The 12,522-nt window shown below is 56.7% G+C and carries 11 protein-coding genes; 2 read left to right on the top strand and 9 right to left on the bottom strand.

The window, feature by feature from the left end:
* Positions 1-60: 60 nt before the first annotated feature.
* From damX to ACQG0S_RS20720, 8 genes are all read right to left on the bottom strand, one after another.
* Positions 61-1,359, bottom strand: a complete 1,299-nt coding sequence (gene damX / locus ACQG0S_RS20685) for a cell division protein DamX (protein ID WP_046620338.1) — start codon at positions 1,357-1,359, stop codon at positions 61-63.
* 92 nt (positions 1,360-1,451) lie between these two features.
* Complete coding sequence (gene aroB, locus ACQG0S_RS20690) at positions 1,452-2,540, bottom strand: 3-dehydroquinate synthase (protein WP_022649622.1); 1,089 nt, start codon at positions 2,538-2,540, stop codon at positions 1,452-1,454.
* A 57-nt stretch (positions 2,541-2,597) separates the two neighbouring features.
* Positions 2,598-3,119, bottom strand: a complete 522-nt coding sequence (gene aroK / locus ACQG0S_RS20695) for a shikimate kinase AroK (RefSeq protein WP_003861630.1) — start codon at positions 3,117-3,119, stop codon at positions 2,598-2,600.
* A gap of 286 nt (positions 3,120-3,405) precedes the next feature.
* Positions 3,406-4,644 carry a DNA uptake porin HofQ gene (gene hofQ / locus ACQG0S_RS20700; protein ID WP_045308978.1) on the bottom strand — a complete coding sequence of 413 codons (1,239 nt, stop codon included), beginning with the start codon at positions 4,642-4,644 and terminating at the stop codon, positions 3,406-3,408.
* Positions 4,556-4,960: a HofP DNA utilization family protein gene (locus ACQG0S_RS20705; RefSeq protein ID WP_048966610.1), complete on the bottom strand. Its 405-nt coding sequence runs from the start codon at positions 4,958-4,960 to the stop codon at positions 4,556-4,558. The genes hofQ and ACQG0S_RS20705 overlap by 89 nt, the downstream gene beginning before the upstream one ends.
* Positions 4,950-5,402, bottom strand: a complete 453-nt coding sequence (locus ACQG0S_RS20710; protein WP_023298776.1) for a hypothetical protein — start codon at positions 5,400-5,402, stop codon at positions 4,950-4,952. The genes ACQG0S_RS20705 and ACQG0S_RS20710 overlap by 11 nt, the downstream gene beginning before the upstream one ends.
* Before the next feature lie 3 nt (positions 5,403-5,405).
* Positions 5,406-5,900 carry a PilN domain-containing protein gene (locus ACQG0S_RS20715; protein WP_023307110.1) on the bottom strand — a complete coding sequence of 165 codons (495 nt, stop codon included), beginning with the start codon at positions 5,898-5,900 and terminating at the stop codon, positions 5,406-5,408.
* The gene (locus tag ACQG0S_RS20720) at positions 5,900-6,673 is read right to left on the bottom strand and encodes a DNA utilization protein HofM (protein WP_426750737.1); all 774 of its coding nucleotides are present in this window, start codon (positions 6,671-6,673) and stop codon (positions 5,900-5,902) included. Before ACQG0S_RS20720 ends, ACQG0S_RS20715 begins: the two co-directional genes overlap by 1 nt.
* Positions 6,674-6,793: 120 nt before the next feature.
* Here ACQG0S_RS20720 and mrcA point away from each other — a divergent pair, with 120 nt between their 5' ends.
* Entirely contained in the window at positions 6,794-9,346 is a 2,553-nt protein-coding gene (mrcA, locus tag ACQG0S_RS20725) for a peptidoglycan glycosyltransferase/peptidoglycan DD-transpeptidase MrcA (RefSeq protein WP_048966608.1), read from the top strand.
* 93 nt (positions 9,347-9,439) lie between these two features.
* On the opposite strand, the gene nudE is transcribed toward mrcA, so the two are convergent.
* Positions 9,440-10,000, bottom strand: a complete 561-nt coding sequence (nudE, locus tag ACQG0S_RS20730; protein WP_003861622.1) for an ADP compounds hydrolase NudE — start codon at positions 9,998-10,000, stop codon at positions 9,440-9,442.
* Positions 10,001-10,327: 327 nt separating this feature from the next.
* Between nudE and ACQG0S_RS20735 the strand changes: the two genes are divergently transcribed.
* The gene (locus ACQG0S_RS20735; protein WP_169440809.1) at positions 10,328-12,466 is read left to right on the top strand and encodes an intracellular growth attenuator family protein; all 2,139 of its coding nucleotides are present in this window, start codon (positions 10,328-10,330) and stop codon (positions 12,464-12,466) included.
* Positions 12,467-12,522 lie beyond the last annotated feature (56 nt).

Raw genomic sequence — 12,522 nt, forward strand, 5'->3', positions numbered from 1 at the left:
AACTGATTACACCTTCTCCGGCTGTGGAGAAAGCTCCGACAGCATCCTGCGCTTTAAACATTACTTCAGATCGGCCTGCACCTGATGAATTGGCTTCGCCCACGGGTTTTTCGCCTGCACATCGGCAGGCAGCGTGGAGACGGCTCGTTTTGCTTCATCTTTTGAGGCATAAACTCCGCTTACCAGAACGTACCAAGGCTGTCCGTTACGGGTCGTCTGATAAACCACATAGTTTTTCAGATTCGATTTCTTCGCCCAGGCGTTGAGGTTGTCGTAGTTAGACGAACTGCTCAGCTGCAACGTGTAGTTGCTGGATGATGCGGATTTCAGAGAACCCACGTTACCCGTCGTTTTACCTGCCGCGGTGCTGGATGCGCTAGCGGTTGGCGTAGCAGCCGGTGCCGCAGTTGCAGCAGGCGCGGTTGTGGTCGCCGTTGCTTTAGGTGCAGCGGTTGCCGCAGGCGTTGGCGCTTTAACCGGTTGGCTCACCGCAGGTTTTGTCTGCGCTGGCGCTTTCGTTTCTGGCGCTTTTGCCACGGTCTGCGGTTTCGTCTCACGCTTCGGCTCAATCACAGCCTGCTTACGCTCCTGACGCGGCGCAGTCGGCGTCTGGCGCGGTTTGGTTTCCGTTGCCGCCGTTTGCTGCTGGGCATTGCTGCCATGAACTGGCGCAACGGTGGCAGGTTCAGTAGGCAGCGTGGAGTTCACCACGGCAGCGTTAACCTGCTCCTGATTCTGCGGCTGCGTCAGCGCGTTATTCAGATCGCCCTGAACTTCAACACGCTGCTGGCCCTCCGGCGTAACAGGCGCCTGGCCCTGAGTTGGGGTCGCAGAGACGGGCGGCAGAGAGATATCCTGACCGGCGCTGGTGTTACCTGCGGTCTGCTCTGCGGAAGTGGTGCCCGGCGCTGGCTGAGCGCCATTCGCCTGGTTGCTCGCATCGTTACCAGACAGGTCGATGCTCTTCTCGGCAGACGCTGTCTGCTCGGTAGAATGGGTAGAAGGTGCTTTTAGCGCGGAACCAATGCCGACAATCAGCAATACCAGAACCAGAACGCCAAGGCCCATCATGATGTACTGACGGGAGGCCGGTTTTGCCGCTACCGCTTTTTTACGTTTGCGCGGACGACGTTCAACAGGCTGTTCATCCATTAACTCTTCTTCGGATTCATACTCCTCGTCTTCACGCTCATTTCGCGCGTTACGGCTACGCGAAGGGCGACGATCGTCTGCATCCAGATCGACATCGTCAAAGTTGATCTGCGGCTCGTTATCACGTTCTGAAGATTGACGAGAACGACCAGTACGACGATCGCTGGGATCGGGTTTCAGCTCGTCTTCTGGTTTGAATTCATCCATTTAACACCCCACTCAAAGGCTTCTGCCAACGACTCTGCATTTACCTGAAGCTAAAACGACCACCTGTTACAGCAGCCTGACCTTTCTAGTTGTTACGCCTGCTGACAATCAGCAATAGCGCCAAGTACGACTTCGTGCGGCACTCCGCCGCGCACTTCACTTTTCCCTATTGCAAGCGGGAGTACCAGACGCATCTCACCTGCCAATACTTTTTTATCGCGCATCATGTGGGGAAGGTACGCTTGCGCAGACATTTCCTGCGGACCACTCACCGGCAAGCCAGCACGTTTAAGCAACGTGATGATACGTGCTGTCTCTTCCGGCCTGAACTGCCCCAGACGTTCAGAGGCACGGGCCGCCATGACCATTCCGGCAGCGACAGCTTCACCGTGAAGCCAGTTACCGTAGCCCATTTCGGCTTCGATCGCATGACCAAACGTATGCCCCAGATTCAGTAAAGCACGTAAGCCGGTTTCACGCTCATCTGCGGCAACGACTTCTGCTTTCAGCTCACAGCACCGGCGAATACAGTAGGCCATTGCCTGCCCATCGAGGCGCAGCAGCGCATCCATATTCTCTTCCAGCCAGGTGAAGAACTCACCGTCAAGAATAATGCCGTATTTGATCACTTCTGCAAGGCCGGACGCCAGTTCGCGCGCTGGCAAGGTTTGCAGACAGTCGAGATCCACCACCACCGATGCAGGCTGGTAGAACGCGCCAATCATGTTTTTGCCGAGCGGATGGTTAACCGCCGTTTTACCGCCCACAGAAGAATCGACCTGTGAGAGCAACGTGGTTGGAATTTGAATAAAGCGCACACCGCGCTGGTAGCTGGCGGCTGCAAAACCGGTCAGATCGCCCACAACGCCGCCGCCCAGGGCAAGCAGTGTTGTATCACGACCGTGCGGTTTTTGCAGAAGTGCGGTAAAGACGGTATCCAGTACCGTCAGGCTTTTGTACTGCTCGCCATCGGGCAGAATCACACTGTCGACCTTCACGCCCGCCTGCTCAAGCAGGTGGCGTACACGGTCGAGATAAAGCGGAGCCAGCGTCTCGTTGGTGACCAGCATCGCCTGATCACCCGCTTTCAGTGGTAAGAAGGAAGCTGGATCGTTAAACAAACCAGCCGCGATGGTGATAGGGTAACTACGTTCCCCGAGAGTAACTGTAATCCTCTCCATGACGCGACATCCACCTTAAATGCTTTTACCCGCAGGCGAGTGTATATAAAGCCAGAATCAGTTGCTTTCCAGCATATGAATAATCTGGTTTGCAACCACTTTAGCGCTTTGATCGTCAGTACGAATGGTCACATCAGCAATCTCTTCGTACAGAGGATTGCGTTCATCGGCCAAAGCTTCCAGAACTTCACGTGGCGGTGTTTCAACCTGCAACAACGGGCGCTTTTTATCACGCTGCGTGCGTGCCAGCTGTTTTTCGATGGTCGTCTCAAGATAGACCACTACGCCACGGGCGGAGAGACGGTTGCGGGTTTCGCGAGATTTTACAGAGCCGCCGCCTGTTGCCAGCACAATGCCCTGTTTTTCCGTGAGTTCGTTGATCACTTTTTCTTCTCGGTCACGGAAACCTTCTTCGCCTTCTACGTCGAAGACCCAGCCCACATCCGCTCCGGTTCGTTTCTCAATCTCTTGATCAGAATCGTAAAATTCCATATTGAGTTGTTGAGCTAACTGACGCCCAATAGTGCTTTTGCCGGCACCCATAGGCCCAACCAGAAAGATATTGCGTTTCTCTGCCATTTTTTCGGTACTACTAAGACTATTCGTTAATGGTAATCCCCGCTGCGCAGACACCCGGCGTAGCAGGACATGAACTGAAACCTCATTTGCAATAGAGCGAGAGTCAGACGAAAAATTATCTCAATACTCCGGCTTGTTTGGCAACTGATTAAATCACCGTTCCCGGCGCATAAGGAAATAAGACGTAAGTCCAACTCAAATCGGTACTCCTTGTATGCTAATTCATGCCCCACGTCAAACATCTGCAACAAACTGAATGCAAAATCATTGCGGGGATCGTTACCCATTAATGAATACTGACCAGACGTGGCGTGATAAACACCACTAACTCGCGCCGTTCGTTATCTTTTCCGTCATGGCGGAACAGCTGACCCAGCCACGGAATGTTGCCCAGCACGGGCACGCTGTCGCGTCCGGTTTTATTCTTTTGCGAAAAGATCCCGCCCAGCGCGAGCGTTTCCCCACTTTTTACTTCTACTTGCGTTTCGATCTCCTGCTTATCAATCGCCAGCGTTTCGCCGTCCGCCTGTTGCAGCACCTGGCCAGGCATATTTTCACTGATATGCAGCTTCAGTCGAACGCGGCCGCCCGGGAGCACCACCGGCGTGACCTCCATGCCTAATACCGCCTCTTTAAACTCAACGGAGGTCGCCCCGCTTTCGCCGCTGGAAACCTGATACGGGATTTCGCTGCCCTGCTTGATGCTGGCCGGCTGCATGTGTGACGCCAGTAGCCGCGGGCTGGCGATGATATCCACCTGCTGCTTTTGCTCAAGCGCCGACAACTCAAGATCCAGCATCCTGCCGTTGATGCGCCCGATATTAAACCCAACGTGTGTGGTTGCACTGGCCACCGACAGGTCAGCGCCCAACGTCGTGACCTGACCCACCTTACCGGCCTCCGTTGCGTCAGCGAGGTTCCATTTCACCCCCAGTTCACGCAGGCTTTTTTCACTAATGGTCACAATCTGCGCCGCCAGTTCTACCTGCTCGACGGGCAGATCCATCTGCGCTGCCCAGCGCTGGAGCATATCCACCACCGACTTGTTATCCCTGACCAGGAGACGGTTGGTGCGCTTGTCGACGGAGAGACTGCCTTTCGGGCTTAAGAGCTTTTCCGCCGCTTTTTGCAATTCGGCCGCATCCGCATAAGCAAACGGAATGCTGTGAGAGAGCAGCGGAGCGTCGAGCAGACGCTGGGCCCGCTCCTGTTCTTTACGCGTCTGTTGCTCCCGCTGCCAGGCCGCCGTATGCACATAAAAAATGCCGCCCTCTTCCCGCAATACCAGCCCGGCACTGTTCACTACCGTCTGAAGCGCCTGCCTCCAGGGCACCCGCGTTAGATTCAGCGAAAGCGAACCGCTGACATCCGGCGACACCACCAGATTGCGATCCTCCTGCGCTACCATCGCCTGTAATACCTGCACCACCGGGACATCATCCACCAGCAGGGTGACCGGTTTTGGCGTCGCGGCCCACAGGGGCTGGCTGAGTGCCGCCAGTAACAGCCCTATCCATATCTTCACTTTTTTTCGTTCCTTCTCGCTGCCATGTCCATCGTTTCGGCTCGCACATCTCGCCGACATCAACGGTCAGTTGTTGTGTATCTATCGCACTCAACCGCCAGCCTGGCGGTAACCGCATCTGCGTTTTTACCCGGTGCCAGCGGTTCTGCCCGTCCTGCATAAGGCCGATATCCCTGCTGCCGCTGACGACTCCCTGATACCGCCACTGGCTGAGTTGCCCTGCTGCGCAACGCTCTTCCGGCACGGAGAAGGGATCCCGCATCCCGGTCAGGAAAAGCGGAGAAAGCAGGATCAGCAAACGGGTTTTACTGCGCATGACCGATCTCCAGTTGCAGGCTAAGGCGTAGCTGTTTTCCCTGTGGGGTGATGGAAAACGCGCTCACCCGCACGTTCTCAAGCGCCAGCCGGGAAAAGAGCGCCGGAACTGCGCCCCATAAGGCATCCAGCGCCAGCTCTCCCCCACTCTGCTGCGGTTTCCAGTACACCAGCCTTGCGTCCTCACGCTGAAATGCCAGCGGAGAAAAGGGCTGCACCGGCTTCACTTGCGTAACCACAGGTCGCCGCCCGGCCTTTGGCCACAGCGAGGCGTTGATTCGCTTCGCACTGCTGGCCTGCGCCTGAATATCGGCGTAGCACAGAGCAGCGGGTCTGAGCAGCGCTCCCCAAATCGCAAACGCAACAATCCCCGACGCGATCAACCAGCAAAGGACGCGCCGGGAAGGACGTGCATCTGTCCAGCGTTGATACCAGATGCCCACTGGCTACCTCCGGCTATGCAGTTGAAAAGAGAACATCCATCGCCCCTGGCTATCCTGTTGCAGTTCGCCTGCCGGTCCGGGGTTAAACCCCGTCACCCTTTTCAGCGCATCGGTCATGGCGGAGAGCGTCGGGAGTGAGGTGGTATAGCCCGTCAGGATCAGCGAGGGTGGCTGATAACGCAGCGCCGTCAGCCACGCCTGCCGGGGCATTGCACTGGCAAGGGATTCAAGCGCGGGTTGCCATGCCACCGTCTCAGGCGGCTGCGAAAGGGGTTCCAGCCCCGCAGACTGCGGCTGACGGGCTTTCAATACCTTCTGCACCGCACGCGTTCCCGCCAGATCGCTCTGCAACGCCTGTGACGCGAGAGTCTGCGTCGCCCGAAGGCTGACGCCTCCCGCCAGCATCACCAACAATGAGGCGGTAAACAGCAGCCCCCAAAAACGCAGGCGCTGATTACGTTGCTGCCGACGCCAGGGTAAAAGATTGGGCATGCTCATTACGGCGCCTCGCTCATGGCCAGCGCCAGGGCGACGGTGTAATTAGCACCACATTCTGGCAACGGCGGCTGACACAGCGTCACCGCTTCCCAGGGATCCCGTGCAGCATCAAACACGGCGATATCAGAAGGAGAAAGCGCAAGCAACGCCGCCAGCTCATTCACCGTCGCCGCTTCTGTGGTGTAGCGCCGCCCCCACTGGTGACGCATCGCCCACAGCCACTGGTGTTTATCCCTCCAGGCTACGCACCGGACGGGGGCAACAGCAGAGAGAAGATTAGCCAGTGCGCCGGCATCCGGGACGATTGCGGCCAGGCGCAAACGCAGCGCTTTCGCCAGCGACAACAGGGTATCGACCTCTCTGTTTTGCGCGGCGGTAACCTGAAAAGTGTTGCTGAACGTATCCTGCGCGTAGTCAAAGCAGAGCGTATCGGGAGGCATCTCCAGCTCACGCGCTAATGCGGCGCCTACCCAGGTGAGCTGTTCGCTGTCACGCAAGGTAACGGATGGACGGGGCAACGCGCGTTGCAGAACGCGCGTTGCCGGAAATGAGAGAAATACCCGATGCGAGTGCGGCAATGTTTTCCGCCAGCCACGTAATGCGTTAACCAGTTGTTCTGGCTTAAGTATTTTGCCTTCACCGATAACCCCGTCCGACAGCGGCACCGCCCACCAGCGCCGTAAACGCCAGCCGGCCCGCTCTCTGGTCAGCGCCAAGGCAATCACCTTATCCTGTTGAATATGAACGCCTGTTTGCCACGTTTTAAAAGCCATACTTCACGATCTCCTTATCGCCCGTCGGAGTGACGGCTATATCAATGAATCAGGCTTGCCTTTATACTACCGCGCGATTGTTTAGAAACTGCCCAGGCTAAACCAAATGGGAAATCTCCGGTGAAGTTCGTAAAGTATTTATTGATCCTTGCAGTCTGTTGCATTCTGCTGGGAGCAGGCTCGATTATTGGTTTGTACAAATATGTCGAGCCGCAACTCCCTGATGTCGCCACACTTCGTGATGTGCGGCTTCAGATCCCTATGCAGGTCTTTAGCGCCGATGGTGAACTGATGGCGCAATACGGCGAGAAACGTCGTATCCCACTGACCTTAAATCAAATTCCACCCGTGATGGTGAAGGCTTTTATCGCCACCGAGGACAGCCGTTTTTACGAGCACCACGGTGTCGATCCGGTCGGTATTTTCCGTGCGGCAAGCGTGGCGCTGTTCTCCGGTCATGCCTCTCAGGGGGCAAGTACCATTACCCAGCAGCTGGCGCGTAACTTCTTCCTCAGCCCGGAAAAGACGCTGATACGTAAGATCAAAGAAGTGTTCCTCGCGATCCGCATTGAGCAACTGCTGAGCAAAGACGAGATCCTTGAGCTTTACCTCAACAAGATCTATCTGGGCTACCGCGCCTATGGCGTAGGGGCTGCGGCTCAGGTCTATTTCGGTAAGTCGATCGATCAGCTCACGCTGAGCGAAATGGCGACCATTGCCGGCCTGCCAAAAGCGCCATCAACGTTTAACCCGCTCTATTCGCTGGACCGCGCCACCGCGCGCCGTAACGTTGTGCTATCGCGTATGTTGAGCGAAGGCTACATCAGCCAGGATGAGTACGATCGGGCACGCAGCGATGTGATTGATGCCAATTACCATGCACCGGAAATTGCTTTCTCATCGCCGTATCTGACGGAAATGGTTCGCCAGGAGATGGTGCGCCGCTACGGCGACAAAGCATATGAAGACGGGTATCGCGTTTATACCACCGTGACCCGCAAGGTGCAGCAGGCTGCCCAGCAGGCGGTGCGTAATAACGTGATGGATTACGATATGCGTCACGGCTATCGCGGCCCGTCCAACGTGCTGTGGAGAGTGGGCGAAGGCGCATGGGACAGCAAAAAAATTACTGATTCCCTGAAAGCGTTGCCGACCTATGGCCCGCTGCGTCCGGCGGTGGTCACCCAGGCCGATCCGCAGGAAGCGGTGGCGATGATGGCCGATGGTACATCCGTTTCGCTGCGTATGGAGGGTATCCGCTGGGCGCGTCCGTACCGTTCTGACACCCTTCAGGGGCCTACTCCACGTAAAGTGACGGATGTGGTACAAACCGGACAACAAATCTGGGTGCGTCAGGTAGGCGATGCCTGGTGGCTGGCACAGGTGCCGGACGTCAACTCTGCCCTGGTCTCCATCAATCCGCAGAACGGTGCCGTGATGGCGCTGGTTGGCGGGTTCGATTTCAACCAGAGCAAATTTAACCGTGCAACCCAGGCGCTGCGTCAGGTCGGTTCGAACATCAAACCGTTCCTGTATACCGCGGCGATGGACAAGGGGCTAACGCTCGCCAGCATTCTCAACGACGTGCCAATTTCCCGATGGGATGCCGGTGCGGGCTCTGACTGGCAGCCGAAGAACTCTCCGGCGCAATACGCTGGCCCTATCCGTCTGCGTCAGGGCCTTGGCCAGTCGAAGAACGTGGTCATGGTTCGCGCGATGCGTGCGATGGGCGTTGATTATGCGGCAGAGTATCTGCAACGCTTCGGCTTCCCGGCGCAAAACATCGTTCATACCGAATCTTTGGCGCTCGGCTCCGCGTCCTTCACACCGCTCCAGGTCGCGCGTGGCTACTCGGTTATGGCAAACGGCGGCTTCCTGGTCGATCCGTATTTCATCAGCAAAATCGAGAACGATCAGGGCGGCGTACTGTTTGAAGCGAAGCCGAAAATTGCCTGCCCTGAATGCGATATTCCGGTGATTTACGGCGACACGCCAAAATCCAATGTCCTTGAAAACAAGGACATGGAAGATGTTGCCATCTCTCAGGAACGTCAGAATCTGGCGGTGCCGCAGCCTCAGCTGGAACAGGCCAATCAGGCGCTGGTCGCCCAGAGTGGCGCGCAGGAGTATGCTCCGCACGTGATCAGCACGCCGCTGTCGTTCCTGATTAAGAGCGCGCTGAACACCAACATCTTTGGCGAACCGGGCTGGCAAGGCACCGGCTGGCGAGCGGGCCGCGATTTGCAGCGCCGCGACATCGGCGGCAAAACAGGCACAACCAACAGCTCAAAAGATGCCTGGTTCTCAGGTTATGGCCCGGGCGTTGTCACCTCGGTCTGGATTGGTTTTGACGATCACCGCCGCACTCTGGGGCGCACAACCGCTTCTGGCGCGATTAAAGATCAGATTTCCGGTTACGAGGGTGGGGCTAAGAGTGCGCAACCGGCCTGGGATGCTTACATGAAGGCCGCTCTCGAGGGCGTGCCGGAGCAGCCGCTAACGCCTCCGCCGGGCATTGTCACGATCAATATTGACCGCAGCACCGGACAGCTCGCGAATGGCGGCAACAGCCGTGCCGAGTATTTCATCGAGGGTACGCAGCCAACCACGCAGGCGGTGCATGAGGTGGGTACCGAAATCATTGATAACGGCGAAACGCACGAACTGTTCTGACGCCAACAAAAAAGCCGGGCGGTGGCGACGCCTGACCCGGCCTACAGCGTAATGCAAAACGGCAACCATCGGTTGCCGTTTTTACGGGTGGCGCTACAAACGCCCCTGCCCCTTCAGCCACTCCCGCACCAGGAACAGTGCGCTCACGTTGCGTGCCTCGTTAAAGTCAGGATCTTCCAGCAAATCCATCAGGTGGGCCAGCGGCCAGCGAACCTGCGGCAGCGGTTCCGGCTCGTCTCCTTCCAGCGATTCAGGATAGAGATCTTCCGCGACAACAATGTTCATTTTGCTGGAGAAATAGGACGGCGCCATGCTCAGCTTTTTCAGGAACGTCAGCTCTTTCGCGCCAAAGCCGACCTCTTCTTTCAGCTCCCGGTTTGCCGCTTCAAACACCGTTTCGCCCGGATCGATCAGTCCTTTGGAGAAGCCCAGCTCGTAGGATTCTGTGCCCACAGCGTATTCACGAATGAGGATCAGGTGCTCGTCGACGATAGGCACTATCATCACCGCTTCACGCGAGGAGGGGCGCATACGCTCATAAACACGACGCACACCGTTGCTGAACTCCAGATCCACGCTTTCAACATTAAACAGACGCGATTTTGCGACGGTTTCAACATTCAGAATGGTGGGCTTTTGTAAGGGTTTGGTCATCTTGACGGGTCTTTGCTGGGTGAACTGGCTTTATTGTGCGATACGCCGCACGGTTTCGGCAATGTCAATTGCTCTTTATTTACATTTATGCAACGTAACTGTAGGCAATTCTCATTTCAAAACAAATGTCAAGAGGTTGAAAAGTTTCCAGGAATTTGCTGATATCGCGCCGGAACAGGCTTTGTTATCATTACCGGTCACTGGGATGCGCGTCAACATGCTCAAGTTAGACTCCATACTTGCCGATAGCCGACCACAGAATCTCATTCATTGTACAAAAGGTGCGACTGACAACACCTGTAAGAAGATAAGTAAGATGGGGAAAGCATGAGCACCATTTTGATTTTTCTCGCTGCTGTGCTGGCCTGCGCGTCGATTGCGGTGTGGGTATTCAGGCGCCGCGTACATCGCCGTTATCGGCTGCCCTTTTTGAACGCGTTTGCCGGGGCAAACACGCGCAAGCTTTCGCCAGAGGAACGTAGCACCGTTGAGCAGTATCTCGACACGCTGAACCGATCCCGGCTTTCGCCTGGCCCTACCGGCGCCAGCGCCGCCCCCGTATCGCTCAACCTTAACGCCCAAAGCGACACCGTTCTGTGCGTAACGCGCTCTATTACCCGCTACGGCATCACAACCGACGATCCCAACAAATGGCGTTACTATCTCGACTCTGTTGAAGTGCACCTGCCTCCCTTCTGGGAGCAGTATATCAACGACGAAAACAGCGTCGAGCTCATCCATACCGATACGCTGCCGCTGGTTATCTCCCTTAATGGTCATACTCTGAGCGAATATGTTCAGGAAGCGCCACGCTTTGCGCTGGAACGCGCAAGCGGAACGCAGGCCTCTATTCGTGGTGAAGAGACAGAGCAGATTGAACTGCTCAACATCCGCCAGGAAACGCATGAAGAGTACGTCCTGAGCCGCCCGGATGGCATTCGCGAAGCGGTGCTGATTGTCGTCTCGTTCCTGCTCTTTTTCATCTGCCTGCTGACGCCGGACGTGTTTGTTCCGTGGCTCGCGGGCGGCGCAGTACTGCTTCTGGCCGCCGGGCTGTGGGGCATATTTGCCCCGCCGGCAAAAACGTCATTACGCGAAATTCACTGCCTGCGCGGAACCCCAAAACGCTGGGGACTGTTCGGCGAAAACGATCAGGAACATATCAACAATATCTCGCTCGGGATCATCGATCTTATCTATCCGCGCCACTGGCAGCCGTGGATTGCGCAGGACCTGGGCCACAAAACGGATATTGATATCTATCTCGACCGCCACGTTGTACGCCAGGGACGTTACTTATCCCTGCACGACGAAGTAAAAAACTTCCCGCTTCAGCACTGGCTTCGCAGCGCGGTGATTGCCGGTGGCGCCGCGTTAATCTTCCTCATGCTGCTGCTTTTCGTGCCGCTGGATATGCCGATTAAATTTACCCTGTCATGGATCAAAGGGGCGCAAACCGTGGAAGCCACCAGCGTACAGCAGCTCGAAGAAGCGGGTGTACGCGTGGGGGATACGTTGCGGCTGAAAGGCACCGGGATGTGTAATATCCACTCACCGGGCGCCTGGAACACGCGCCAGAACTCGCCGTTCGCGCCGTTCGACTGCTCTCAGATCATCTGGAATGACGCCTCTCCGCTGCCGCTTCCGGAATCGGATGTGGTCAATAAGGCTGCCGCGCTCACCCAGACGATTAATCGCCAGCTCCATCCAAAACCGGATGATGATTCTCGCGTCAGCCCTGCCCTGCGTTCGGCCATTCAGAAGTCCGGCATGGTGCTGCTGGATGACTTTGGCGAAATCGTCCTGAAAACAGAAGATCTCTGCTCAGCTCAGGATGACTGTATCCGGCTGAAGAACGCGCTGGTCAACCTCGGCAACAGCAAAGACTGGGACGCGCTGGTGAAACGCGCCGAAGCGGGACGCCTCGATGGTGTGAATGTGCTTCTGCGTCCGGTCAGCGCCGAGTCGCTGGATAACCTGGTGGCGACCTCTACCGCCCCCTTCGTGATGCGTGAAACCACCCGTGCCGCCCAGGCGCTTAACAGCCCGGCGCCTGGCGGTTTTGTGATTGCCAGCGATGAAGGCAGCGACCTGGTGGATCAACCCTATCCGCAGGTTTCGCTGTATGACTATCCAGCCCAGGAGCAGTGGAGCGAATTCCAGCGTCTGGCGCAGATGCTGATGCAGACGCCATTCAGCGCGGAAGGGATCGTCACTACCCTCTTTACCGACGCCAACGGCACGCGTCATATTGGCCTGCACCGTATGCCGGATAGCGCTGGCCTGTGGCGCTATGTAGGGACATCCCTGCTGCTGATTGCGATGCTGGCGTGTATTGTCTGGAACGGTTATCAGGCCGTACGCCGCTATCAGCGCTCCCGCACGCGACTGGCAGAAATCCAGGCCTACTACGAAAATTGCCTAAACCCGAAACTGATCTCCTCTTCTGAGAGCCTGATCGGATAACGTCCCTGCGCGACAAGTTGTGCTACCCTGTCGCGCACGTTTCTTCTGGCTGGAGT

The sequence above is a fragment of the Enterobacter cloacae complex sp. 418I7 genome (genome assembly GCF_050030705.1).
In the GTDB taxonomy this organism is placed as follows: Bacteria; Pseudomonadota; Gammaproteobacteria; order Enterobacterales; family Enterobacteriaceae; genus Enterobacter; species Enterobacter intestinihominis.